Here is a 25,823-nt window from a genome sequence, read left to right on the forward strand (position 1 = left end):
TGCGGTGGCGGGCGGCAGGGACGGCGCGCGCGACACCCGGCGCCCGTTCGCCGTGGCGGCGGCGCTGGCGGTCCTTGGCGCGCTCGCGGGGTGGGCGCTGGGCGCGGACTACGCGCTCGCGCAGGCCGCCTTCGTGGCGACGTGGGCGATCGCCGGGCTGGGCGTCATCCTCGTGGTGGGCCAGTGCGGCCAGGTTTCGCTGGGCCAGGGCGCCCTGCTCGGGCTGGGGGCCTATGCGCAGGCGCTGCTTGCGCTGCGCGGGGTGCCGGCGCCGCTGTCGCTGGCGGCGGCCGTCGCGCTCGCCGCGGCCGGCGGATGGCTGGCGAGCCTGCCGGCGCGGCGCCTGGGCGGGCTGTATTTCGCGATGAGCACGCTGGCCTTCGCGCTGGTGGTCGAGGAGGCGCTGGTGCGCTGGGAGTCGCTGACCCGCGGCGCGGCGGGTCTCGCGGTGCCGTCGCTGGCGCTCGGCGGATGGGTGGCGGACACGTCGCCCGCGCAGGCGCTGGTCGCAGGCGTCGCGCTGGCGCTGGCGTGGCTCGCCTGCCGGCGCTGGGTGGCGTCGCGGCTGGGGCGGGCGTGGCGCGCGGTGCGCGAGGACGAGGTCGCCGCGGCGGCGGCCGGCATCGACGTCGCGCGCGCGAAGACGCTCGCGTTCGTGCTGGGCGGCGGGCTTTCCGGGTTGGCCGGCGCGCTGTATGCGCACTGGATCGGCTTCGTGAGCCCGGAACAGTTCGGCCTGATGCTGTCCTTCGAGCTGCTGATGCTGGCCTTCATCGGTGGCGCGCGCCAGCTCGCCGGCGCGCTGTGGGGCGCGCTGGTGGTGGTGGCGCTGCCGCAGGCGGTGTCGCTCGCGGTCGAGCGCCTGCCGCCGGGGCTGGCCGGTGCCGCGGGCATCGAGACCGCGCTGTTCGGTGGCGTGCTGGTCGTTCTGGTGCTGCTGCGCCCCGGCGGCCTGGCCGGATCGCGCTGAGCGTTTCCCGCGCCGCGATCAACCCGGCAACCCGCTACCGTTCGGGCCGGGACTGTCTAAGCCCTGCGATTGCCCTTCGACGAACACAGGGAGAACGGAGGAATTCGATCGCCGCCCAGATAACGTGCAACCGTGCACTGGTGGAAGACGCGTACCGGCGGTAGCATTTGATTACAATCCAGTCGATGCGGGAGGGCCTGCAAGCATGATCGGTGTCCCGGCCACGCGTCGTCCCGCGAACGCCAGTTCCGTCCCCCGGTCCGCCGTCCGGCGGGGAAGGGCGGGATCGAGGCGGCGATGACCAGCCTGTCGGCATTCGCCCGCCGGCGGCGCGCGCTGCTGGTCGGACTGCTCGTGTTCGGGGTCGCCGCGCTCGTCGCGGCCGTGCTGATCTCGGATTTCGAGCGTCAGCGCATCGAGATCCGCCGCGCGGAGGTGGCCAATACGCTGTTCGACGAGGCGCAGGACCTGCGCAGCAACATCGAGCACGCGCTGGCGGTGACCTATGCGTTGGCGGCGCTTGTGCGCCAGGGCGAGGGCAGCATCCCGAATTTCGAGGCGCTGGCGGAGCAGATGCTGCCGTTCTACCAAGGCGCGTCGGCACTGGCGCTGGCGCCGGCGGGCGTGGTGCGGCAGATCGTGCCGCTGGCCGAGAACGCCGGCGTGATCGGACACGACCTGCTGGCCGATCCGACGCGCAACCGCGAGGCCTTCCTCGCGCGCGACACCGGCAAGCTGACGCTGGCCGGTCCTTTCGCGCTGAAGCAGGGCGGCATGGGGGCGGTGGGGCGCCTGCCGGTGTATCTGCCGGACGAGAGCGGGCAGCCGGCGTTCTGGGGCTTCGTCGCGGTCGTGATCCGCTTTCCCGACGTGCTGACGACGGCGCTGCTGCCTTCGGTCGAAAAGTATCGCTTCGATTACAAACTGTGGCGCACCCATCCGGATACGGGGGAGAGGCAGGTCATCGCCGCCTCGTCTGCCCGGCCGCTGATCGCGCCGGTCGAGCACGCGATCGAGGTCCCTAACGCGGTGTGGACGCTGGGCGTCGCGCCCGTCGCGGGGTGGAAGGACGGTTCAGCCCTGCCCTTCGACATTGCCGTCGCGACCGTGCTGTGCGTCGCGCTGGGCTGGCTGGCGACGAGCCTGGTGCAGCTGCGCGAGCACCGCAGCGCCCTGCAGGGGCTCGTTGCCGAGCGGACGGCGGAGCTGGCGGCGCGCGAGGCGCGGCTGGCGGCGCTGATCACGTCGCTGCCCGACAAGATGCTGCTGATCGACGAGGACCGGCGGGTCGTGGAGTGCCATGCGCCGGAACCGCGGCTGCTCGCCGCTCCGGTCGAGGATCTGGTCGGGCGCCCCTATGCGCAGACGTTGCCGCCCGAGGCCGCGGCGAAGTTCGATGCGACCATCGACGCGATCGCGGCCGACGGGGTGCCGCGGCAGACCGAATATGCGCTCGACCTGGCCGACGGCGTGCATTACTTCAGCGCCTCGATCAGCCGCCTGAACGATGCCGACGGCCCCGCGGGCTTCATCGCGCTGGCGCGCGACATCACCGAGCGGGTGCGCATGGAGCGCGCGCTGTCCGAGAGCGAGACGCGCTATCGGGCGCTGTTCGCCAACAGCCGGGTGGTGATGCTGGTGATCGACCCGGCCGACGGTGCCATCGTCGATGCGAACGATAAGGCGTGTGCGTATTACGGCTACGACCACGCGACGCTGACGCGCATGCGGATCTCGGACATCAATATCCTGTCGCGCGAGGAGGTGCTGCAGGAGATGGCGCGTGCGCGGGCGCGCGCGTCGGATTTCTTCCAGTTCCGCCACCGTCTCGCCAGCGGCGAGGTGCGCGACGTCGAGGTCGCGAGCGGCCCGATCGAGCTCGGCGGGCGCAGCCTGCTGTATTCGATCGTGCAGGACGTGACCGAACGGCGCCGCTACGAGGAGCACATGCGCGAGGCGCTGGTGGTGTACAACGCATCGAGCCAGGCGATCATGACGACCGACGCGCAGGGGGTGATCACCTCGGTGAATCCGGCCTTCTGCGCGATCACCGGCTATGCGGTCGACGAGGTCATCGGCCACCGCTCGTCGATGTTCAAGTCCGGGCGTCACGACCCGGCCTTCTTCGACACGATGTGGAGCCGTCTTGCCGAAGGGGGCGCGTGGGAGGGGGAGATCTGGAATCGCCGCAAGAACGGCGAGATCTATCCGCAGTGGCTCACGATCACCGCCGTGCGCAACGACGACGGCACGGTCGCCGAGTACGTCTCGCTGTTCAGCGACATCACCGAGCGCAAGCAGCAGGAGGAGGCGATCTGGCACCAGGCGAACTTCGATCCGCTCACGCGCCTGGCCAACCGCAGCCTGCTGCAGGACCGCCTGCAGCACGCGCTGGCGCAGGCGCGGCGGCACGACGGCAAGGTCGGCCTGATGTTCCTCGACCTCGACGGCTTCAAGTGGATCAACGATTCGCTCGGGCACGACGTCGGCGACGAGATGCTGATCGAGGTCGCGCGCCGCCTCAAGGCGAGCGTGCGCGAGCAGGACACGGTGGCGCGCCTGGGCGGGGACGAGTTCACGGTGGTGGTGCACGACCTGCACGACCAGCGCGACATGGAGGACCTGCACGCGGTCGCGGAGAAGCTCGTCGCGGTGCTGCGCGAGCCCTTCCAGCTGGGCAATGCGCGCCATCACATCTCCGGCAGCATCGGCATCACGGTGTTCCCCGACGACGGCGCGGACGTGCAGACCCTGCTGCGCAACGCCGACATCGCGATGTACAAGGCCAAGCAGGCCGGCAAGAACCGCGCACAGTTCTACGCGCACCACATGCAGGCCGACGCGCTGGCGCGCGTGCAGCTGGAGAACGACCTGCGCGCCGCGATCGAGCAGCAGCAGTTCGTGCTGCACTACCAGCCCATCGTGAATACCGCGAGCGGGCACATCGTCGGTGCCGAGGCGCTGATCCGCTGGCAGCATCCGCGGCGCGGGCTGGTGGCTCCGGGCGACTTCATCGCGGTGGCCGAAGACTGCGGCCTGATCGTGCCGATCGGCGCATGGGCGCTGGGTGAGGCGGTGCGCCAGTCGCGCGCGTGGCGCGAGGCGGGCTACCCGGCGCTGCGCATCGCGGTCAACGTGTCCAGCGTGCAGTTCCGCGAACCCGGCCTGCCCGAGCTGGTGCGCTCGCTGCTGGCAGACGGGGAGGACGGCCGCCAGCATCTGATGCTGGAGATCACCGAATCGGTGCTGATGGGCAGCAGCGAGGAGGCCGAGGCGCGCATGCGCGAGATCAACAGCCAGGGCATTGCCTATTCGCTCGACGACTTCGGTACCGGTTTCTCGTCGCTGTCCTACCTCAAGCGCTTCCCGGTCGACGTCGTGAAGATCGACCGCAGCTTCGTGCGCGACTGCCCCGACGACCGCAACGATGCGAGCCTGGTGGAGGCGATCATCAACATGGCGCACAGTCTGGACCTCAGGGTCACCGCGGAAGGGGTCGAGTCGGAAGCGCAGCGCGACTTCCTGCGCCGCCTGGGCTGCGATTGCCTGCAGGGCTACCTGATCGGCCGGCCGATGCCGGCGGCGGACCTCGCGCTGCGCATGGCGGCCGAGGGCGTGCTGCACTGATAATCGCCCCTTGTTGGGCGCCGCTGGCCGCGCCGGGAGGACCCATGAAGCTCAGCCGCCGCATCCTTGCCCCGCTGCTGCTGGCCGTCGCCGGCGTCGCCGCGGCGCAGGTGCCGGGCGTGAGCGAGCGCGAGATCGTCGTCGGCAGCATCCAGGACCTGTCGGGCCCGATCGCGTTGCTCGGCGTGCCGGTGCGCGACGGCATGCAGATGCGCTTCGACGACGCCAACGCCGCCGGCGGCGTGCACGGCCGCAAGCTGCGCCTCGTCGTCGAGGACGCCGGCTACGACCCGAAGAAGGGCGTGCTCGCGGCGCGCAAGCTGATCCAGCGTGACAAGGTCTTCGCCTTCCTCGCGAATCTCGGCACGCCGGTCGTGATGGCGACCATGCCGCTGATCGTCGACGCCGGCCGGCCGCACCTCTTCCCGTTCTCGCCGCACGAATCGACCTACTCGCCGCGCCACCCGCTGAAGTTCCAGATGTTCGCGCCCTACCAGGACTACATGGACGCGGCGACGCGCCACATGGTGCAGACGCACGGCTACCGCAAGACCTGCCTGCTGTACCAGGACGACGACTACGGCCTGGAGGTGATGAGGGGTGTCGCGGCGGGCCTGGCGAAGCTCGGCCAGCCGCTCGTCGAGAAGACCAGCTACAAGCGCGGCGCGACCGACTTCTCCAGCCAGATCGCGCGCCTGCGCGGTGCGGGCTGCGACTTCGTCGTGCTTGCGACCGTCGTGCGCGAGACCGTCGCGGCCGTCGCCGAGGCGCGCCGCACCGGCTGGAACGTCGACATGCTGGTCACCGCGTCGGGCTATTCGGCGCAGACGCACGAGCTGGGCGGCAAGGCGGTCGAGGGGTTGTACGGCGTCACCGTGCTGCCGCATCCCTACGAGGCGGGCGCGAACGGCCAGCTCGCCGACTGGATCCGCCGCTACCGCGAGCGCTTCGGCGCCGCGCCGAACGTGTGGAGCGTGATGGGCTACGGCGTCGCCGACCTGTTCGTGAAGGCCGCCGACAAGGCCGGGCGCGAGCTCACCGTCGAGCGCTTCACCGCCGCGCTGGAGTCGCTGCACACCCCGCGCGACTTCTTCGGCGCCCCGGAGTATCGTTTCAGTCGCGATGACCACCTCGGCAACCGCCACGGCCGCATCGCGCAGATCCGGGATGGCCGCTGGGTGATCCTGAGCGACTACCTGAAGTGAGAACCCGAAGTGAGAACCCCGTCCCGATGAGCCATGCCGCCCCGCAGACCGTCGCCGTCGCCTTCACCGGCGCCTCGGGCATGCCCTACGGGATGCGTCTCGTCGAATGCCTGCTGGAAGCCGGCTGCAAGGTGTGGCTGTTGTACTCGCAGGTCGCGCAGATCGTCGCGCGCCAGGAGATGAACCTCGAGCTGCCCTCGCGCCCGGCCGAGGTCGAGGCGCAGCTCGCCGCGCGCTTCAAGGCCGCGGCAGGCCAGCTGCGCGTGTTCGGCCGCGAGGAATGGTTCGCGCCGCTCGCGTCCGGCTCCAACCCCGCCGACGCGATGGTCGTGTGCCCATGCACGATGGGCACGCTCGCCGCGATCGCCGCGGGCCTCAGCCAGAACCTCATCGAGCGCGCGGCCGACGTCGCGATCAAGGAAGGCCGCAAGCTCGTGCTGGTGCCGCGCGAGACGCCGTTCTCGGCCATCCACCTCGAGAACATGCTCAAGCTCGCGCGCCTCGGCGTCGTGATCCTGCCGCCCAGTCCGGGCTTCTACAACCACCCGCAGACGGTCGGGGAGATGGTCGATTTCGTCGTCGCGCGCGTGCTCGACCAGATCCGCGTGCCGCACCGCCTGATGCAGCGCTGGGGCGAGACGGGCGGGGAGGGCGCGTGATGGAAGATGCCGCGCAGTCGTCGCCGCTGTTACCCCTCTTCCCGTTGCAGACGGTGCTCTTCCCCGGTGCGCTGCTGCCGCTGCACGTGTTCGAGGCGCGCTACATGGACCTCGCGACGCGCTGCCTGAAGGACGGCTCGGTGTTCGGCGTGAACCTGATCGCGGAAGGCCGCGAGGTCGGTGCGCCGGCGCGGCCCTACGAGGTCGGCGTGAGCGCGCGCATCGTCGACTGGGACATGGCCAAACCCGGCACGCTCGACCTCGTCGTGCGCGGCGAGTGCCGCTACCGTGTCCTGCGCTCGGAGCTCGGCGCCAACAGCCTGTTGCTCGGCGAGGTCGAGTGGCTCGCCGAGGCGCCGCACCGGGCCATTCCCGACAACTGCCTGCCGCTGGTCGCGCTGCTGCGCGCGATCGTCGAGGATGCGGGCGTCGAACGGTTGCCCGAACCGCACGATTTCGACGATGCCGGCTGGGTCGGGCTGCGCTTCGCCGAGGTGCTGCCGATCCCGGCGCAGGCCAAGCAGGCGCTGCTCGAACTGGACGATCCGACGGACCGGCTGGAGATCGTCCGCCAGTTCCTCGACCAGCGCGGCCTGCTCGCGGAGCGCATGAAGCAGCCTAAAGGTAGCTGAGGCACGGCGGCGGCGCTGAGTCGTAGGGCGGAAAAGCGAAGCGCCTTCCGCCACATGCATACCGTCGATACTGCGCATTCGTCGGATAACGCCTTCGGCTCATCCGCCCTACGGCGCTCACAAGGGCAGCTCGCGCTGCGGCGTCTCCTTCGGCCCGTCGACGACATCGCCGAGGATGCGCCGCACCGGCGTCGGCAGACCCGCGTCCGCGAGCGCATCGAGCGCCAGCCAGCGGTGGTCGTCGTCCGCGGCGACGTGTCCGCGGCCCGCGACCTCGACGAGCACGGGCGTCATCTCCAGGCGGAAATGGGTGAAGGCATGGTTCAGCACTGCCAGCGGGCGCGTCGCATGTGCGCTGAGGCCGTAGCGCGTCGCCAACCAGCGTGCCGCGTCCGGCTCCTGTTCCGGAATCTCCGGCAGCGCGAGCAGCCCGCCCCAGATCCCCGTCGGCGGCCGGCGTTCGAGCAGCACCGCGCCGTCGGCCACGATCACTGCGACGCGCGCGTGGCGTTGCGGCACGGCCTTCTTCGGGCGCGCCGCGGGCAGTTCGCCGACGCGCTCCTCGCGCAGCGCGACGCAGATCTCCGCCATCGGGCAGCGTCCGCAGGCGGGACGGGCGCGCGTGCACAGGGTCGCGCCGAGGTCCATCTGCGCCTGGATGTAGGTGCCGATCTCCGACTGCGGAAGCAGGTCCTCGGCGAGCGCCCACAGGCGCTGCTCGACCGCGCGCTCGCCGGGAAAGCCGGCGATGCCGAACACGCGGCACAGTACGCGCTTGACGTTGCCGTCGAGGATCGCCCCGCGCTCGCCGAAGGCGAAGGCCGCGATCGCCGCCGCGGTCGAGCGGCCGATGCCGGGCAGCTCCGCGATCTGCGCGGCGCGGCGCGGGAATTCGCCGTCGTGCCGCGTCATGACCGCCTGCGCGGCCTGGTGCAGGTTGCGTGCCCGCGCGTAGTAGCCCAGCCCGCTCCACAGCGCGAGCACGTCGTCGACCGGCGCGGCGGCGAGGCGCGCGAGGTCCGGGAAGCGCGCGAGGAAGCGCGCGTAGTACGGGATCACCGTATCCACCTGGGTCTGCTGCAGCATGATCTCCGACAGCCAGATGCGGTACGGGTCGCGCGTGTTCTGCCACGGCAGGTCGTGCCGCCCGTGCCCGCGGTGCCATGCGATCAGCCGCGGCGCGAAGTCGCTGTCCCTCGTCGTCCCGTCCATTCCTTCCCCAGTCCTTTTCCTTTTCCCGGTTATGCTTCCGCACCTGCCGCGTTGCCCTGCGCGGTGCGCGCAGCGATAATCGCCGGTCCCGTCCAATTCGCGCCCGCCTTCGAGAGGGGCTGGCGCCGATCACAAGAACCGACCATGTCCCAGCCCCCCGTCACCCATCAGGATTTCACCCGCGCCTTCCGCGATACCCTCGGCATGTTCGCCACCGGCATCGCCGTCGTCACGACGCGCGCGCCCAGCGGCGAGGCGATCGGCCTGACGGTCAATTCCTTCAACTCCGTGTCGCTCGATCCGCCGCTCATCGTGTGGAGCCTGTCGCGCCACCTCGCCAGCCTGCCGGTGTTCGAAGCCTGCGAATACTACGCGGTGAACGTGCTCGCGGAGGACCAGCAGCACCTGTCGCAGCTCTTCGCGACGCGCTCGGACGACAAGTTCGCCGGTCTCGACATCGACGACGGCCTGTACGGCGTGCCGCTGCTGAAGAACTGCTGCGCGCGCTTCGAGTGCCGCAACACCGTGCGCCACGACGGCGGCGACCACCTCGTCTTCATCTCCGAAGTCGTGCGCTTCGACCGCGAGGACCGCGCCCCGCTCATCTACCATGCTGGCGCCTATCGCCGCCTCAGCGCGGGCTGAGGTCCCGATTCGCTGACGTTTTCTCCGGGCGGCGCCCGCGGCTGGGCGAACTATACTGTCCAGTAAGCCGGCGCACGACCGGCAACGCCGTGCCCGCCGTGGAAGGGTACCGACCCCAAAACGCCTGCGATCGCCTGCGACCGGATGCCCGACCAGCCGCTTTCCGCTCCCTCCGCCGTTCCCGAATCGCCGATCGACGCCGATCATGCGGCCTTCATCGCGACCGCGGGCGTGTCGATCAGCGTCGGTTCGTCCGGCGCCGACCTGCTGCCCAGCATCACGCGCGGCATCGGCTGCCGCATCGCCCCTGACCGTTCGCGCATCAGCGTCTTCGTCGTGGCCGACCAGTCGCGCGAACTGCTCGACGACGTGCGCGCCACGCGGCGCCTCGCCGTCGTATTCAGCGAACCGCACAGCCACCGCACGCTGCAGATCAAGGGCCGCGACGCCGTCGTCGAGTCGCTCGAGCCCGGCGACCGCGAACGCGTCGAGCGCTACCGTACGGCTTTCACCGCGGAACTCGGGGCGATCGGTTTCGGCACGCTGTTCACGCACGCGCTGATCGACAGCGGCGGCGGCGACGTCGTCGCGCTCGCCTTTACGCCCTGCGCCGCCTTCGACCAGACGCCCGGCCCGCGCGCCGGCCAACCGCTCGCGAACGCGAAATGACGCAGCGGCTCGATGCCATCCGCGAATGCCTCGAAGGCGCGGTGCCGGGGATCATGGCGACCTGCGCGGCCGACGGCACGCCCAACGTCGCCTACCTGTCGCAGACCGAATACGTCGATGGGCGGCACATCGCGCTGTCCTACCAGTTCTTCAACACCACGCGCCGCAACATCCTCGAAAACCCCGAGGCGCGCCTGATCGTCACGCACCCGCACACCGGCGAGCGCTTCCGCCTGCGCCTGCGCTACCTGCGCACCGAAACCGCCGGCCCGCTGTTCGAGCGCATGAAGGCCAAGCTCGCCGGCATCGCGTCGCATACCGGCATGAGCGGCGTGTTCCGCCTGCTCGGCTCGGACATCTACCGCGTCTCCGAGATCGAACGCATCCCCGGCGCCGCGCTCGCGCCGCCGCCCCCGCGGGCGAGCCTGCTCGCCGCGCTGCGCGCGGTGTCGGCGCGCATCGCGTGCTGCCGCGAACTCGACCTGCTGTTCGCCGAGACGCTCGCCGGGCTGGAAGCGCAGTTCGACATCCGCCACGCAATGGTGCTGCTGCTCGACGGCTCGGGCACGCGCCTGTACACGATCGCGAGCCGCGGCTACGAGGCGTCCGGCGTCGGCTCGGAGATTCCGTTGGGGCAGGGCGTGATCGGCGTCGCCGCGCGCGAGGGCACGCCGATCCGCATCGGCTACGCGACGCTCGAGTACGCCTACGGCCGCGCGATCCGCGCCGCAACCGAGGCGAGCGGGCTTGCCGACGCGCTCGAGACCGAGATCCCGCTCCCCGGCCTCGCCGACTCCGCAAGCCAGCTCGCGGTGCCGATCCGCGCCGCGGGGCGCCTGCTCGGCGTGCTGTATGTCGAAAGCCCGCACAACCTGCGCTTCGGCTACGACGACGAGGACGCGCTGGTCGCGCTCGCCGGCCAGCTCGGCGCGGTGACGCTGGCGCTGCAGCAGGCGAGCGAGTGGCAGGAGGAGGTGCTCGTCCCCGAACCGCCGCCGCAGTCCTCCGCAGGCCGCCCGGTCGTCGTGCGCCACTACGCCGGGGACGACAGTGTCTTCCTCGACGACGACTACCTGATCAAGGGCGTGGCCGGCTCGATCTTCTGGGCGCTGGTGCGCGACCATGTCGACACCGGCCGCAGCACCTTCAGCAACCGCGAGCTGCGCCTCGACGCGCGCATCCGCCTGCCGGATCTTTCCGACAACCTCGAGGCGCGCCTGATCCTGCTGCGCCGCCGCCTCAACGAGCGCGAGGCCTGCGTGCGCCTCGAGAAGGCCGGCCGCGGCCGCCTGCTGCTCACCGCGTCGCGTCCGCTGACCCTTGTCGAGGCCGGGCATGGCGGTGCGCGACCCGACGACGCGTGCTGCTGAGCCGGCTTCCTAAATCTTCCCTCAGCGAATCCTAAGAGTCTCTTAAGCCCCGTCCACGGGGCGCTGCGCACGCCTAGAGTGTCCTCACGCGGCCCCCGGCCCTTCCGGGGCAGGCCGCCGGACATCAGGAGGCGACACATGCAACACAGCGAACAAGCCCCGTCCCCGCTCGCGCTGCTGGAGACGATGATGCTGATCCGCGCCTACGAGGAGGCCCTCGTCGGCATCGCGGCTGGCGGCAGTGCCCCCGGCACCTGCACCTCGGTCGGCCAGGAGGCCGCCGCCGCGGGCGTCGTGCGCGCGCTCACCCCGCGCGACCGCATCCTCACCAACCACCGCAGTGCGGGGCACCTCCTCGCCCGCGGCGCCGATCCCGGGCGCATGATCGCCGAGGTGCTCGGCAAGCGCACCGGCTACTGCAAGGGCAAGAGCGGCTCGCTGCACATCTCCGCGGCCGAGCTGGGCGTCGTGCTCACCTCGACCATCGTCGGCGGCGAACTCTCGCTCGCGCCGGGGGTGGCGCTCGCACGCACGATGACGCCTGGCGACGACGGCATCGTGGCGGCCTTCTTCGGCGACGGCGCGGCCTGCGAGGGCGTGTTCCACGAATCGCTGAACCTCGCCGTGGTGTGGAAGCTGCCCATCCTTTACGTGTGCGAGAACAACGAGTGGCAGGCCTTCGTGCATCGGCGCGAGACCATGCCGATGGCGCACGTGCGCGACTGGGCCGCGGCGCACGGGCTCGTCGCCGAGACCGTGGACGGCAACGACGCCGAAGCCGTGCATGCGGCGGCCGCACGCCTCGCCGCCCGCATCCGCGCGACCGGCGAGCCCGCCTTCCTCGAGACCCTGACCTACCGCACCCGCGGCCACTACGAGCCGGACGATCAGTTCTACGTCGACCCCGCCGAACTCGCCGCCTGGCAGGCGCGCGACCCGATCGAGCTGCTCGCCAACCGCCTGCGCGCCGACGGCCGCCTCGACGACGCGCGCCTCGCGCAGATCCGCGCGCGCGTGCGCGCCCTCATCGACGAGGCCGTCGCCTTCGCGAACGCCTCGCCCTATCCCGACACCGCCGAACTCTTCACCGACGTCTACGCCTAAGGAGCCCGCCATGCCCGTGATCACCGTCAACGGTACGATCTCCCAGGCGATCGCCGAGGAAATGCGCCGCGACCCATCCGTGCTGATGTTCGGCGAAGGCGTCGCCACCAAGCGCCGCGAGCTCGTCGCCGAATTCGGCGCGGCGCGCGTGCGCAACACCCCGCTCGCCGAAGGCATCATCGCCGGCACCGCGGTCGGCGCCGCCGCGAGCGGCCTGCGCCCGATCGTCGACCTGCTGTTCGCGCCCTTCCTGTGTTTCGCGATGGACGAGATCGTCAACAGCGCCGGCAAGCTGCGCTACATGTCGGGCGGCCAGTTCAAGTTCCCGCTGGTCGTGCTGGCGATGAGCGGCGCCGGCTGGACGGTCGGCGCGCAGCACAACCACAACGTCGAGGCCTGGTTCGTGCACAGCCCCGGACTCAAGGTCGTGATGCCGTCCTCCGCGGCCGACTTCAAGGGCCTGCTGAAGGCCGCGATCCGCGACGACAACCCGGTGCTGTTCTTCATGGACCTCGCGCTCGGCTACCAGTCCGGCGAGGTGCCCGCCGCCGAGCACCTCGTCCCGCTCGGGCGCGCCGCGACGCTGCGCGCAGGGCGCGACGTGACCCTCGTGAGCTACGCGAAGACCGTGCATTACTGCGTCGCCGCCGCCGACACGCTGGCCGGGCAGGGCATCTCCGCCGAGGTCATCGACCTGCGCTCGCTGAAGCCCCTCGACGAGGCCGCGATACTCGCCTCGGTCCGTCGCACCGGGCGCGTCGTCGTCGTGCATGAGGCGAGCCGCCTGTGCGGCGTCGGCGCCGAAGTCGCCGCGCTGGTCGCCGAACACGCCTTCGACGCGCTGCAGGCGCCGGTGCGCCGCCTCACCGGACCGGACACCCCCGCGCCCTCGTCGTGGCCGCTCGAACAGGCCTTCGTGCCGCAGGCCGACGCGATCGTCGCCGCGGCGCGCGAACTCGTCGGCGCGCGCGCATATGCCTGAGGCCGCCGGGCGGCGTGAAGCTATTCCTTTCGCTGTATCGATGGTCCATGATGGACTATGGCCGGCCGCCATGCCGGACACACGACATCCTCCATTCGAGAAAGGATAGAAAAACATGAAATCCCGCACCCTCAGCGCGTTACTGCCAGCAACCCTGCTCGTCGCCGCCTGCAGCAACCTCGGCGTCGGCGGGCCGATCACCGCGGAAGCGCCCCTGGCCCCGACCAAGGGCAATAGCGCGTCCGGCATGGTGAAATTCACCGAAGTCGACGGCGGCGTGGTCATCGACGCCAGCGTGACGGGCCTCTCGCCCGGCAAGCATGGTTTCCACATCCACGAGCAGGGCGACTGCTCCGCGCCCGACGCCACCAGCGCCGGCGGCCATTTCAACCCGACCGGCAAGCCACACGGCGACCCGGCGAAAGGCGATCACCACCTCGGCGACATGCCGATGCTGGTCGCCGATGCGAACGGCAACGCAAGGTTCGGCACGACCCTCGAGGGCCTGACGATCAGCGGCAAGGGCAAGGGCAGCATCGTCGGTCGCGGCGTCATCGTGCACGCCGCTCCGGACGACTTCACCACCCAGCCGACCGGCAACTCCGGCGCGCGCGTCGCGTGCGGCGTGATCGCGCGCCTGAAGTAGGCGAAGCGCGCCGCAAAAAGACGAAGGGCCCGGCAGATGGCGGGCCCTTCCTGGGGAATCTGGAGCGGGCGATGGGAATCGAATCCGACTCCCAAGTTGTTGAGTCATAATCGATTTTTCCAAACCCAAACCAGCCATTGGACTGGCTCATGGACTAGTTTACCCCGCTAGTCGGAAAGCAGGCAACGTCTTCGCTCCAAGGCGGGCCATCCTCAGCCATGGACAGCCAGCGCACGGGCTGCCTTCCTGGCCCCCCGTTGAACGCTCATACCTCCTGCGGCGCGATTCCTTTTCAGGCTATCAGCATACCGATCAGGTCTGACCCACGGCGCTTTTGCCTGACATTGGGCGACGTGAAGCTTCGCATTGCGGGATATCGCAGTGTCATAGATCGCCGCGAGATCAGTTCATTCTCAGCCGGTCTTGCCGGCGCTTCGCGCGATCATGATGATTGCATGCGCGGCAACAGAGGCGTAGCCCCCCATCTTGCGGACGCCGGAGTCGACCTGCGTGCGATTACCGACCACTCGTCAAGGTCCTACGTTGGCTACCCCGGGGTAGCACCGGATGCAACGCCGACACCGAGCCCGATCTGGTCGCGGTATTCGCGATGAAGCCCGATCCTTCCGCGCAGGGCTGCATAGCGTCATCGTACCGCTGACGCGATTTCAAAGCACTGGCCACGGCCGGGGCAGCCAGGAGCCCTTGTGGGGGTAGCAGTTACAAGGGAGCAACTACATGCAAGGGAGTTCGCTTTCGGAGGTGTATTACCGGCCCATCGATGCAGCCATCCGATGGGCTGGGTTGTATCGGTTCAGGGATGACATCCTCGCGGCTGTCAGGTCCGGGCGCTTGCCTGAGACGTTGAATTGCCCGCGCTGCAATGAACTCCGCCTGTATACCGATCGCATTTACGATGCCATCTTCCACGGCGAGCTGCCTTACGGACTGAACGGGATTACGATGAGCGACAAGTCCCTGTGGGACTCGCCTGAGCTGACCGTTCGCCACGTCGACCTCAAGCGGTGGATGCTACGAAGCTATCCGGAGCAGCGGCCGGCGTTCCTCTTCTCCCGTCACGAGAGGATCGCCCACCCGGTGATCACCCTGGAGGCGGGTCATGCGCTCTTGGTCGAACGGGAAGCGCTGAAGTCCCAGCTCGAGCAATGTCGCCATCAGTTGCATCAGCTTCAAGAGCAGCAGAAGAAGCAAGGATCTCCGAATCTCAATTGCACCCTGTGCCCCCTCAGTGATCGTGGCGAGACCACTTATCTGAACATCATCGGCACGATGCTGGCCTTGATGCTCGGACGCACCCCTTCCGGGGCTCCATACTCCAGTTTCAACAGCCAGGACGCGATCATCAGCGCCTTGATCGCCCATCACGGCAACCTCATGGGCATCACCGAGCGCACGCTGCAGGCCAAGTTTGCTCAGGCCCGCCGCAGGTTGCAGGCAGCGAGCCACTGAAGGGCGTCAAGCCCCAATCTGCGGTCGCAGAAACCGCATTTGCGGTGTTCTTTCCCCCGGGGTTCCTGTCAATTACGGGTTACGCCAAACATGCGCCAGTAAGCGCTAAGGAGTGCCCCTCATGTCGGATAAGCCACTTCCGCTGCCTGCGGGTGAGCACCGCATCCTGCGCCGCGAGGAAGTCGAAGCCAAGACCGGCTTCAAGCGCGCCCACATTTACAACCTGATGAAGTCGGGCAAGTTTCCGAAAGCCATACGTCTTGGAATTCGTGCTGTCGGGTGGGACTCGCTCGAGATCGAGCAGTGGATCGCCGAGCGCCGCAGTGAGCGCATCTGATCCTCGTTCCGTACTCCGACAACGCGACGAGGAGCCTGACGATGCTGGTCATCTCGATCATTTCGACCAAAGGCGGCGTGGGCAAGACGACAACGGCAGCAAACCTGGGCGCCTTTGTCGCCGACGCAGGGCTGCGCGTACTGCTGCTCGATCTGGACGTGCAACCTACGCTGTCGAGTTACTTCGCGCTGAGCGCGCGTGCGCCCGCCGGCATCTACGAGTTGCTGGCGTTCAACGAGCGTCGCATCGATCAACTGGTGTCGCGCACTGCGATTGCCGGACTGGACCTGGTGCTGTCGAACGACGATCGCGGAGAACTGAACACGCTGCTGCTGCATGCGCCGGACGGGCGCCTGCGGCTCCGACACCTGCTACCCGCGCTGGCGCCGTTCTATGACCTGGTGCTGATCGACACACAGGGCGCTCGCAGCGTGCTGCTGGAAATGGCGGTGTTGGCCTCGAACATGGCGCTGTCGCCGGTGACGCCGGAGATTCTGGCGGCACGTGAGTTGCGGCGCGGCACGCTGCAACTGATCGAGGACATCGGGCCGTACCGGCTCCTCGGCATCGAGCCTCCACCGCTGCACCTGCTCATCAACCGGGTACACCCGGTCTCGTCGAATGCCCGGCTGATTCAGCAGACGCTGCGGCAGATGTTCCAAGGACAGGCAGGCGTGCAGGTGCTGGACACCGACGTACCAGCCATTGAAGCCTATCCGCGTGCGGCGACACGAGGCCTGCCGGTGCATCAGGTCGAGCACCGCCAGCCCGCCGGTCGTGTCGCGCCTTCGGCGCTGACGACGATGCGCGCCCTTTCCGGCGAGCTGTTTCCGCAGTGGCGGGAACGCTTTGCGCAGGTGACCGGCCGATCCGATGCGAGAGGCGTGACAAGGAGCGAGGGCGATGGCGAACGCGCATGACCTGGCGCGCGGCCACAAGCGGCTGCGGGCGCTGATCGACTTTGCCCTGGGTGAAGGTTGGCATGTGGTGCGCACGCCAGGCGGCCACTTGAAGTTCACCAAGCCAGGTCGCGCATCGATCTACACCAGTTCGACGGCGAGCGACCATCGTGCCGGGCTCAATGCTCGCGCGCAGCTTCGTCGTGCCGATCGGGAGGCAGCCATCAGCCGGATACCGGCCCAGGAGAATGGCCTTGGCTGATCTGACCCCGCAGGACATGGCCGCCAAGCTGATGGCCTCCGGCTTCGAGCGGAGCGGTCCGACGGTAACGGTCTTGAGCGACCCCATCGCCGATACGCCGATGATCGTAACGCTGGACCAGTTGCGCCCCTATGACCACGACCCTCGCGTCAAGCGCAATCCGGCGTACGAGGAAATCAAGGCGTCCATCCGTGAGCGCGGGCTGGATGCTTCACCGGCGATCACACGCAGGCCCGGCGAAGAACACTTCATCATTCGCAATGGCGGCAATACGCGACTGGCCATTCTTCGCGAGCTGTGGACCGAGACCAAGCAGGAACGGTTCTTCCGCATTTCCTGCCTGTTCCGCCCCTGGCCAGAACGGGGCGAAATCGTCGCCTTGACGGGCCACCTCGCCGAAAACGAGCTGCGCGGCGGCCTGACATTCATCGAGCGCGCCCTGGGGGTGGAGAAGGCGCGCGAGTTCTACGAACAGGAAACCGGCAGCACGCTGACTCAGTCCGAGCTGGCGCGGCGCCTGACGGGCGATGGCTATCCGGTGCAGCAGTCCCACATCAGTCGCATGCAGGATTCGGTGCGCTACCTGCTGCCGGCGATTCCGACAGTGCTGTACGGCGGGCTGGGCCGGCATCAGGTGGAACGGCTCGCGGTGCTGCGCAAGGCGTGCGAGCGCACCTGGGAACGGAGAGCGCTGGGCCGTCACCTCGCCGTGGACTTCGCCACGCTGTTCCAGGATGTGCTGTCGCAGTTCGACTCGCAGCCGGATGACTTCTCGTTCCAGCGGGTGCAGGACGAACTGGTGGGTCAGATGGCCGACTTCCTGGAAGCGGACTATGACACGCTGAGCCTGGAGATCGACGACAGCGAAATCCGCCATCGGGCCTTGACCCGCGAGCCGGCGCCTGTGAGCCCGGCGGCACCCATCGTGCCCGCGACGCCGAGGCCTGCATCGCCACCTCCGGCGGCGACACCTGCTCAGCAGGCTGGCGCACCGGCTGGACCCGTTGCCGAGCTTCCCCCGACACAGACTGCTACGGCGCTCGCGCTTGGCAATGAGCAAGGTGAGGGAGTAGGCGCCGCACCAGAACCGGCCGATCGCGATGCGGAGCGTCTGCAGGGACACATCGTGTCTCCGGCGCTGACCACTGAACGCCTGCAATCCATTCAGCGCCTGGTGGCGGATCAGATGGGCGACAAGCTGCCCGATTTCGAGACCGATGCCTTGCGTGCGATTCCTGTACAGGTCGGCGGGCTCTACCCGATTTCAGATGTCTGGTACATCGAGCCCGGACTGGATGGGCCGGACCGGCTCCGGGTGCATATCGCACAGTTCGCTCGCGAGATCGCCGAGGAGGCTGCGGTCGCCGAGCACATCGAGCCCAGTGAGAGCGGCATCGGCTTTATCTGTGCGACTACTGCCATTTGCCAGACAAAGGACTTTCCGGCCTTCGCTCGTGCCGTGCTGACGCTGCTGCATGCGCTGAGCGCGGCGCGGGTACCTGCGCCGGGCCTGGATCGTGAGCGATTGGCCAACGACCTGGCGCCGCTGCTGCGCGGCGGCGGAACGTCCATGCGCCTGAGCGACGCCGGCCTGGTGAAGCTGTTCCGGCTGCTGCGCCTGGCGCGTCGCCTGCTGGACCTGGAGACCGGTGTGGCATCCGTCGCCCCGAGCCACAAACCCTGAGCGTGGGAGGCCACCATGTCGTCACCCCATCCGCTCAACCAGGCCGTCATCGCCCAGGCGCTGCACGATCTGCGCAACGGCCAACTGCGTCGCTGCAAGGCGATGGGCTTTGGCGACGAGGAACTGGATGCGCTCAAGCATCCGGCGCTGGTCAGCGTGCTGGTCAACGCCACGGTGTCGTGGTGCTCGGTCTCGGTCAACCGCGAGGTGCTGAAACGGCTGCTGAACCAGGTGCATGACGTGGAGCAGGAAATCGCCACGGTGGATCGCATGCTGCGCCTGGGTGCGAGCACGGAGATGGTGAGCCGCTTCTACGGCCTCACGCATCAGGAAGTCGCCCTACGGCGCGACATCCTCGGGTTGCCCAAGCGCAAGGGGCGGCATCCGGTGCTGGACGAGGTGCAGGACGCTGCCTTGTGGGAGCACTGGAAGGCCGGTATCACCGAGCGTCACATCGCGCTGGACGACGACGTGGCGATGCTGGCGCTGACCATGGACCTCGCCGAAACCCTGATGCTGCCGATGTCGGTGATCTGGGCGGCGATTCGGAACTGGATCGACCAGGGAGTCGTGTAGTCCATGGCCACGGGCGGCGCGCCACGGCGCGATGGTCCCTTGGTGCTGTCGGCGTTGTTCGACGATGCGCTGCGCGAGCTGGCACCGGACCCACGATCAAGCCAAGCCTCGGCGCCCGCCGCCGATGGATTCCTCTACAGCGGCAACCGCCACGAGAGCGTGCCGCGGGCGCTGTTTCTCGACCGGCGCCTGACGCCGCTGGAGCGCAACGCTTGGCAGGTGTTCCGCCTGCAGCTCAACGACGACGGCGTGACCGCGTTCCCGACCTACGACCAGCTGCGGCCCTACCTGGCGTCGATGCCGTGCGCGGCGCTGGCATCGCACGAAACCGTCGCGCGTGCCCTGACGCTGCTGCGGCTGACGCGCTGGTTGAGTCTGGTGCGGCGACGGCGCGATCCGAAGACCGGCCGCATCCTGGGCAACCTCTATGTTCTGCACGACGAACCGCTGACGCCTTTCGAGGCGATGCAACTCGACCCCGACTACTTGGGTCTGGTGAGCCAGGCCCTCACCCATGCCGCCAAGGCGGTGCAGATCGTCGGCATACACACGCTGAAGGAAATCGCCGAAGACCCGTTGCTCAGCGGTCGCATGCTGCCGACACGCCTGCAGGTGCTCGCGCAGCGCATGGTCCGGCATGGCTGGATGCCAGAGACTTATCCACAGGATGGCACCGATCACGATTCCGAAGGAGGCAGGGAGGGCTTGCTTCGGAATGCAGAACACCCGTCTTCGGAATCCGGAGCAGGACCAAAACCCGCGCCGGACGGCTCTCTTCGGAATCCGAAGGAAGACCGTACCGTACGTAAGGATCGTATAAATGAAGTATGTACAATACCGCGCGCGAAGGCCTTGCAGAACCTGCGCCTGCCTGAGCGCTTCCTGAATTTGAAGGACGAGCAGCAGGCAGGTGCATTGATCGCTCTGCAGCAGGTGGACGAAGCCCAGCGGCAGGCGGTGCTCGACGAGTGGGCGGCGCGCTGCCGCGGCGGCACGGTGCGCAATCCGGCTGGCTACCTATTCGGCATCATCCAGAAGGCGATTCGCGGGGAGTTCAAGGCCTGGGCGGGCGAAGGCAGCCCAGTGCCGCCACCGCCTCGAGCCACGGCTCCTGCGCCGTCGTCACCTGCTGCGTCCAATGGCCCCGACCGTGAGATGGCGCGCGCTTACCTGGCGCAGTTGCGGTCGATGATGCGCGATCCCTGATCGACTGGGCTATCCCCGGGGGATAGCCGGCACAGGCTGCCTTCCTTCCGTTCTTGATTGCTCCCTGTTGTCCCATGGGCGAAACTGCTGCCTGATGGCACAAATGAACCTGATCTCTGAAGCAATACCTTCGACGGCTTCCGACCCGCATGGTCTGGACTCAGGATTGCTGCACCCCGGAGCCCACCGCCCCGCGAGCGATGACGAACTTCAGGCACAGCAGCGAGAAGTTCAGCGCCTGCTGGGCCGCTGCGTGTTGCGCCTTCAGCAATACGAACGCCTGATGAAGGCCATCGTGGCCCATCATGACATTTCGGGGCCTGCGCATTCACTGGAGGCCATTCGTGCGGAGCGCATCGAGGACACGGCGACCAAGACCTTGGGTACGCTGGTAGGTCAATTGTTCGGATCGTATGTCGTCACGGAGGGCGGTGACGTCAGCGAGAAGGGCCCGGACCTGTCCGCCGACGTGATTTCATTTCGCACGCGGGTGCAACTGAGCCTGTCTGCGGAGGACTACGTCAGGACGCAGGCCGACCTCAAGGATCTGGTGTCGCTGCGCAATGCCCTGGTACACCACTTCATCGACCAGCACGACCTCTGGACAATCAAGGGGTGCCACACCGCGCACGATGCGCTGACCACCGCCTACACCCGCATCGATCAGCATTTCGAGCAACTGCGTGGTTGGGCCGAACACATGGATCAGGCGCGCAGCCTGGCGGCGGAGTTCGTCCAGTCGGATGTGTTTCACGACCTGGTGGTCAACGGCATTGCACCGGACGGAACGGTGGATTGGCCGGCGGCCGGCATCGTTCGCGCATTGCGCGAGGCGGCCGGGGAACTGGCCGTCGAGGGATGGACGCCCGTCGCCGCGGCCGGACGGTGGATTTCCGAACGGCATCCCGAGCAACTGCCCGCCAAATATGGATGCAGCAGTTGGCGCCAGGTGGTGCATGAGTCCCGCCTGTTCGAGCTTCGCTACCGCGATGTGGATGGTCGGCGTGCCGCTTGGTTCAGGGCACGAGAGACATAGCCTTACGCGACGACATTGCATGACGCTGTGCCAGCAGCTCATGCCTTGCTTTGCCTTCCGCGTTATCCCCAGGGGATAGCCGGCACAGGCGGCCTTCCGCATCAGGCAAACCGGGCGGACACCGGCGGCGGTTTGATGACTGACAGCCTTCCGCCTGATGCCGATGCTGGCGACACATTCATTCCCCGCGAGTCGTCTCCATGGCCAACGAACCCCTGCAACTGAATCTCGGATCGCTGCGCAGCGCGATGTCGCTGACGATGCATACGCATCATGCCTCTCGTATTTGGCACGGTCGCGCACCGACCGAGGGGCGCCCCGGCATCATCGGCCTCAACGGCTACCTCAGCGTGATGAACAAGATGAAGCGCGGCGCCGAGCAGGACGATCCCTACTCGGACTGGTGGATGCTGCGCATCGAGGACAAGCTGGCCGATACGAAGACCCGCTTGCAGACCTTGCGCGAACAGGTGGAGCAAGCCCTGTCCGACGTGCCGCCAGCGCTGTCCCTGGGTGAGAACATGAACGTGCAGCCGGTCAAGCTGCCGCTGTTTGTGAATGCGCAGCTCGGTTTCATGGCGGTATACCTGTTGGCCGACTACGACGATCTGGCGCGCAAGCTGATCCTGGCGCACCACACCGCGCTGATCGACCGCAGCACGCTGGAGCGCTGGCTCAACGACGGTGCGCATGCACTGCGCAGCTTGTTCGCCCTGGCACAGCAGTACCGTTACTCCGGCACGACGCGCGACGACTTCGCGGCGAAGAGCGCCGCGGCGCGGGCGGCACAGGAGAAGTTTGGCGAGTTGCCGCAGGACGTGCTCGAAGGCACGCGCCGTTCGCGCTTTGCGCCACCCATCGCGCGACGGGGAAACCGGCCCGAGGTACCGTCCGCTGACGCATCGGAGCCAGGCCTCACCGATGGCGCAGCCGACACCACGGCGCAAGACGAGGACGCCAAGGCATGACGGCACCTTCTTCTTCCGGCCGTCCGGCGCGCTTCATTCCGCTGGGACAGGCGGACTTCCAGCGGCTGGAACACGCCGGCTACCTAAAAGGCCTTTTACAGCCTTTTAAAGGTAAGGGGAGTCTGGAGACTTGGGCCAGCCAGTGCATGGCGCTGCGCGACGAGTTGATCGCCCTGGCACAACGGCAGGTGCTACCGCAGGCGCGGGCCTATCCTTTCAGCGTGCTCGATGTGCACCTGGCCCAGCAGGCGACTGGCGCAGGGACGACCTTCCTGCGCTGGCGCAACCTCGACCGCTCGGCCATGGGCGTGGCCTTGTGGGAGGCGCTGCTTGCGCGCCCCGCGACATCGGCTTCGCTGATCGACGACCTGTATGCGATCGAACTGCAGCGCATCGCGCTGAACATGCAGATCAGCCTGACCCACAGCATCGCCCGCCACGCCCTGGAATGCGCCAGCAGGATGGCGCGGGCCGAGGCGACGTATCTGCGGCGTGCCCATGGGCATGTCGCATCCATTCCCTCCACCCCCAAGGAGTCACCATGAGCACGCACTTCGTCGGCGAGGGCAACATCGGTTCTGCGCCGGACTACCGCGAATTCCCCAACGGCAATGACGAACCGCGCAGGCTGCTGCGGCTGAACGTCTATTTCGACAATCCGATCCCGAAGAGGGATGGCGAGTACGAGGACCGCGGCGGCTTCTGGGCGCCGGTGGAGCTGTGGCACCGCGATGCCGAGCACTGGCAGTCGCTGTACCAGAAAGGCATGCGCGTTCTGGTCGAAGGCCGTACCGTGCGCGACGAATGGGAGGACGCCGACGAGAACGAGCGCGTCACCTTCAAGATCGAAGCCCGGCGCGTCGGCATCCTGCCGTATCGCATCGAGACGGTGATGCTCGGCGCCAAACCGGCCGGGGGCCAGTAGCCGATCATCGCGGGCGGCTGTAGCAACCGTCAGACGCCCGCCATGCACCAGCGGGCTATCCCCTGGGGATAGTTCCACTGCGGTCCACCGAGTTCCAGTCGCCCTCCCGACACCAATCTCCCGCCTCTCATACCGCCGCGATCCGTGCATACGGCCGCGGCAGCGATTCCCCAGCCGATCACAAATCGGTGTCCATGCCGTCCGGCTTCCTTGCGGCCGGTCTCACCTGGCCCAGCCATGCTGTCGTCCATCTGATGAACCGCACATTCCCGAGGAGGCTTCAGCATGCGCGTGTTCCTGTGCGAGAAGCCTTCGCAAGGCAAGGACATCGCCCGTGTGCTGGGGGCTGGCCAGCGTGGTTCCGGCTGCTACAGCGGCGCGGGTGTCGTGGTGACCTGGTGCATCGGTCATCTGGTCGAAGCGGTTCCGCCCGAGGGCTATGACGAGCGCTACAAGCGCTGGACTCTCGAGCAACTGCCCATCCTTCCCGAGCGCTGGCGTGTCGAGCCCAAGGCTGCGACCGCCACGCAGTTCAAGATCGTCACGCAGCTCGTCGGTCAAGCCAGCGAGCTGGTGATCGCCACCGACGCCGACCGCGAAGGCGAGATGATTGCCCGCGAGATCATCGAGTTGTGCGGCTACCGCGGGCCGATCCAGCGGCTGTGGCTGTCAGCGCTCAACGATGCGTCGATCCGCAAGGCACTGGGCGCGCTGAAGCCGTCGGCCGAGACGCTGCCGCTGTACTACTCGGCCCTGGCCCGTTCGCGTGCCGACTGGCTGATCGGCATGAACCTGAGCCGGCTGTTCACCCTGCTGGGACGGCAGGCTGGCTACACCGGTGTGCTGTCGGTGGGCCGGGTGCAGACGCCAACACTGAAGCTGGTGGTGGATCGCGACCGCGAGATTGCGAGCTTCGTCTCGGTGCCGTTCTGGGCGATCGACATCACGCTGTCCCATGCCGGCCAATCCTTCATCGCAAGTTGGACGCCGTCGCAGGGGTGTATGGACAATGCTGGCCGTTGCTTGCAACAGCCGGTCGCCCAGCAGGCCGCAGACCGCATGCGCGCCGCCGGCAGCGCCCAGGTGGTGTCGGTCGAGACGGAGCGCGTGCGCGAAGGTCCGCCGCTGCCGTTCGACCTGGGCACGCTGCAGGAGGTGTGTTCCAAGCAGTTGGGCCTGGAAGTGCAGGAAACCCTGGACATCGCCCAGGCGCTGTACGAGACGCACAAGGCGACGACCTATCCACGCTCGGATTCCGGCTACCTGCCCGAGAGCATGCTGGCCGAGGTGCCGACCGTTCTCGACAGCCTGGTCAAGACCGATCCCGGCCTGCGCCCCTTGATCGACCGCCTGGACCCGGCTCAGCGCTCGCGCGCCTGGAACGACAGCAAGGTCACGGCGCACCACGGCATCATCCCGACGCTGGAACCGGCCAACCTCTCGGCGATGAACGACAAGGAACTGGCCGTCTACCGACTGATCCGCGCGCATTACCTGGCGCAGTTCCTGCCCCACCACGAGTTCGACCGGACGGTGGCGCAGTTCGCGTGCGGCGGGCAGTCGCTGCATGCCGTGGGCAAGCAGATCGCTGTGGCCGGGTGGCGCCAGGTACTGTCGGCGCAGGAGGAAGGCGATGCGGATGGCGACGACGCCCAGCGCAGCCAGGTGCTACCGGCACTGCAAGCAGGATTGTCCTGCCAGGTCGGCCATGTCGATCTGAAGGCGCTGAAGACCTTGCCGCCCAAGCCCTACACGCAGGGCGAACTGGTCAAGGCCATGAAGGGCGTCGCCAGGCTCGTCACCGACCCGCGCCAGAAGCAGAAGCTCAAGGACACGACAGGCATCGGCACCGAAGCCACGCGCGCCAACATCATCAGCGGCCTGCTTGGGCGCGACTATCTGCTGAAGAAGGGCCGTGCCATCCGTGCCTCGGATGCCGCCTTCACTTTGATCGACACCGTGCCGGCCGCCATTGCCGATCCGGGCACGACGGCGGTCTGGGAGCAGGCGTTGGACATGATCGAGGCCGGCCAGATGACGCTGGATACCTTCATCGCCAAGCAATCCGCCTGGATGGCCCAGCTCGTGCAGCAGTACCGCGGTGTGACGCTCGCCATCAAGCTGCCACCATCTCCGTCCTGCCCCCAGTGCGGCGCGCAGATGCGCCAGCGCACGGGCAAGAGCGGTGCCTTCTGGTCGTGCAACCGCTACCCGGACTGCAAGGGAACGCTGCCGGTCGACACTTCGACTGGCAAGCGCGAAGCGCCGCGCAAGCAGCGGGCTTCCCGCAAGGCATCCTGACGCCGACGAATCCCCTCGCCACGCCGACCGTTCCGAACGGCGGGGCCGACTTCCCGCACCCCGCGGGATTCCCCAGCACACGCCTCCTTCTGCAACGGTGTGCGCGTCTCTCTGCCCCGCGACGGGTCAGCGAGACGAGAAGGCGGTTCCTCTGCGAATCGCGTCTGCCGCGACTCCGTTGATCGAGATGCTTCCGTCGATGACGAGCGGTCTCCTGACGTCTGGCTGACCTGTGCTGTGGCGAGCCGTCAGGAGACCCCTCGGGTCGACGGTATTCGGTGCCGGTGCCCGCCGGTGGAACAACGGGCTCCCTTTGTGCGCGGATGTGTGCCGAAGGATGTCGACCCCAGCCACGACACGGGTCGGGTGCGATTGCTGACGCAGCGAGCGGCTTTGACGACGGCCGGGACTGCCACAGCCCACAGGTGGTTTCTCTCT

General features: G+C 68.1%; 24 protein-coding genes. 23 read left to right on the forward strand and 1 reads right to left on the reverse strand.

What is annotated here, in order from left to right:
• Positions 1-52: 52 nt before the first annotated feature.
• From GPA27_RS14945 to GPA27_RS14965, 5 genes are all read left to right on the forward strand, one after another.
• A complete protein-coding gene (locus GPA27_RS14945; protein WP_169141420.1) occupies positions 53-970 on the forward strand; it encodes a branched-chain amino acid ABC transporter permease in 918 nt (305 codons plus the stop codon).
• A 297-nt stretch (positions 971-1,267) separates the two neighbouring features.
• Complete coding sequence (locus tag GPA27_RS14950) at positions 1,268-4,597, forward strand: bifunctional diguanylate cyclase/phosphodiesterase (RefSeq protein ID WP_169141409.1); 3,330 nt, start codon at positions 1,268-1,270, stop codon at positions 4,595-4,597.
• 44 nt (positions 4,598-4,641) lie between these two features.
• Entirely contained in the window at positions 4,642-5,802 is a 1,161-nt protein-coding gene (locus tag GPA27_RS14955; protein WP_169141410.1) for an ABC transporter substrate-binding protein, read from the forward strand.
• A gap of 26 nt (positions 5,803-5,828) precedes the next feature.
• Positions 5,829-6,461, forward strand: coding sequence for a flavin prenyltransferase UbiX (locus GPA27_RS14960; RefSeq protein WP_169141411.1), 633 nt, complete (start codon positions 5,829-5,831; stop codon positions 6,459-6,461).
• Complete coding sequence (locus GPA27_RS14965; protein ID WP_169141412.1) at positions 6,461-7,093, forward strand: LON peptidase substrate-binding domain-containing protein; 633 nt, start codon at positions 6,461-6,463, stop codon at positions 7,091-7,093. Before GPA27_RS14960 ends, GPA27_RS14965 begins: the two co-directional genes overlap by 1 nt.
• A gap of 117 nt (positions 7,094-7,210) precedes the next feature.
• On the opposite strand, the gene mutY is transcribed toward GPA27_RS14965, so the two are convergent.
• Positions 7,211-8,305, reverse strand: a complete 1,095-nt coding sequence (mutY, locus tag GPA27_RS14970; RefSeq protein WP_169141413.1) for an A/G-specific adenine glycosylase — start codon at positions 8,303-8,305, stop codon at positions 7,211-7,213.
• A 144-nt stretch (positions 8,306-8,449) separates the two neighbouring features.
• Between mutY and GPA27_RS14975 the strand changes: the two genes are divergently transcribed.
• The 18 genes from GPA27_RS14975 to GPA27_RS15060 all read left to right on the forward strand — a co-directional run bounded on the left by GPA27_RS14975 (position 8,450) and on the right by GPA27_RS15060 (position 25,385).
• Positions 8,450-8,950 carry a flavin reductase family protein gene (locus tag GPA27_RS14975; protein WP_169141414.1) on the forward strand — a complete coding sequence of 167 codons (501 nt, stop codon included), beginning with the start codon at positions 8,450-8,452 and terminating at the stop codon, positions 8,948-8,950.
• A 144-nt stretch (positions 8,951-9,094) separates the two neighbouring features.
• The gene (locus tag GPA27_RS14980; protein ID WP_169141415.1) at positions 9,095-9,619 is read left to right on the forward strand and encodes a hypothetical protein; all 525 of its coding nucleotides are present in this window, start codon (positions 9,095-9,097) and stop codon (positions 9,617-9,619) included.
• The gene (locus tag GPA27_RS14985) at positions 9,616-10,989 is read left to right on the forward strand and encodes a GAF domain-containing protein (RefSeq protein ID WP_169141416.1); all 1,374 of its coding nucleotides are present in this window, start codon (positions 9,616-9,618) and stop codon (positions 10,987-10,989) included. Before GPA27_RS14980 ends, GPA27_RS14985 begins: the two co-directional genes overlap by 4 nt.
• Before the next feature lie 138 nt (positions 10,990-11,127).
• On the forward strand, positions 11,128-12,093 hold the full coding sequence (locus tag GPA27_RS14990) for a thiamine pyrophosphate-dependent dehydrogenase E1 component subunit alpha (RefSeq protein ID WP_169141417.1): 966 nt from the start codon (positions 11,128-11,130) through the stop codon (positions 12,091-12,093).
• A 10-nt stretch (positions 12,094-12,103) separates the two neighbouring features.
• The gene (locus tag GPA27_RS14995) at positions 12,104-13,075 is read left to right on the forward strand and encodes an alpha-ketoacid dehydrogenase subunit beta (protein WP_169141418.1); all 972 of its coding nucleotides are present in this window, start codon (positions 12,104-12,106) and stop codon (positions 13,073-13,075) included.
• Between the two features lie 115 nt (positions 13,076-13,190).
• Positions 13,191-13,721: a superoxide dismutase family protein gene (locus GPA27_RS15000; RefSeq protein WP_169141419.1), complete on the forward strand. Its 531-nt coding sequence runs from the start codon at positions 13,191-13,193 to the stop codon at positions 13,719-13,721.
• A 738-nt stretch (positions 13,722-14,459) separates the two neighbouring features.
• Complete coding sequence (locus GPA27_RS15005) at positions 14,460-15,191, forward strand: hypothetical protein (RefSeq protein WP_050417990.1); 732 nt, start codon at positions 14,460-14,462, stop codon at positions 15,189-15,191.
• Positions 15,192-15,312: 121 nt separating this feature from the next.
• Positions 15,313-15,528, forward strand: coding sequence for an AlpA family transcriptional regulator (locus GPA27_RS15010; protein WP_050417989.1), 216 nt, complete (start codon positions 15,313-15,315; stop codon positions 15,526-15,528).
• Positions 15,529-15,569: 41 nt separating this feature from the next.
• Entirely contained in the window at positions 15,570-16,448 is an 879-nt protein-coding gene (locus GPA27_RS15015; protein WP_050417988.1) for a ParA family protein, read from the forward strand.
• The gene (locus tag GPA27_RS15020; protein WP_050417987.1) at positions 16,432-16,689 is read left to right on the forward strand and encodes a hypothetical protein; all 258 of its coding nucleotides are present in this window, start codon (positions 16,432-16,434) and stop codon (positions 16,687-16,689) included. The genes GPA27_RS15015 and GPA27_RS15020 overlap by 17 nt, the downstream gene beginning before the upstream one ends.
• Complete coding sequence (locus GPA27_RS15025; protein WP_050418518.1) at positions 16,682-18,373, forward strand: ParB family protein; 1,692 nt, start codon at positions 16,682-16,684, stop codon at positions 18,371-18,373. The genes GPA27_RS15020 and GPA27_RS15025 overlap by 8 nt, the downstream gene beginning before the upstream one ends.
• A gap of 15 nt (positions 18,374-18,388) precedes the next feature.
• Positions 18,389-18,949: a DUF2857 domain-containing protein gene (locus tag GPA27_RS15030; protein WP_050417986.1), complete on the forward strand. Its 561-nt coding sequence runs from the start codon at positions 18,389-18,391 to the stop codon at positions 18,947-18,949.
• A 3-nt stretch (positions 18,950-18,952) separates the two neighbouring features.
• Complete coding sequence (locus GPA27_RS15035; RefSeq protein ID WP_050417985.1) at positions 18,953-20,155, forward strand: STY4528 family pathogenicity island replication protein; 1,203 nt, start codon at positions 18,953-18,955, stop codon at positions 20,153-20,155.
• A gap of 283 nt (positions 20,156-20,438) precedes the next feature.
• The gene (locus GPA27_RS15040; RefSeq protein WP_050417984.1) at positions 20,439-21,191 is read left to right on the forward strand and encodes an OST-HTH/LOTUS domain-containing protein; all 753 of its coding nucleotides are present in this window, start codon (positions 20,439-20,441) and stop codon (positions 21,189-21,191) included.
• A gap of 200 nt (positions 21,192-21,391) precedes the next feature.
• Positions 21,392-22,159: a PFL_4669 family integrating conjugative element protein gene (locus tag GPA27_RS15045; RefSeq protein ID WP_050417983.1), complete on the forward strand. Its 768-nt coding sequence runs from the start codon at positions 21,392-21,394 to the stop codon at positions 22,157-22,159.
• On the forward strand, positions 22,156-22,704 hold the full coding sequence (locus GPA27_RS15050; protein WP_050417982.1) for a DUF3158 family protein: 549 nt from the start codon (positions 22,156-22,158) through the stop codon (positions 22,702-22,704). Before GPA27_RS15045 ends, GPA27_RS15050 begins: the two co-directional genes overlap by 4 nt.
• Positions 22,701-23,084: a single-stranded DNA-binding protein gene (locus tag GPA27_RS15055; protein ID WP_050417981.1), complete on the forward strand. Its 384-nt coding sequence runs from the start codon at positions 22,701-22,703 to the stop codon at positions 23,082-23,084. The genes GPA27_RS15050 and GPA27_RS15055 overlap by 4 nt, the downstream gene beginning before the upstream one ends.
• 285 nt (positions 23,085-23,369) lie before the next feature.
• Positions 23,370-25,385, forward strand: a complete 2,016-nt coding sequence (locus GPA27_RS15060) for a DNA topoisomerase III (protein WP_050417980.1) — start codon at positions 23,370-23,372, stop codon at positions 25,383-25,385.
• Positions 25,386-25,823: the final 438 nt, after the last annotated feature.

It is taken from the genome of Aromatoleum toluolicum, assembly GCF_012911005.2.
GTDB classification, from domain to species: Bacteria; Pseudomonadota; Gammaproteobacteria; order Burkholderiales; family Rhodocyclaceae; genus Aromatoleum; species Aromatoleum toluolicum.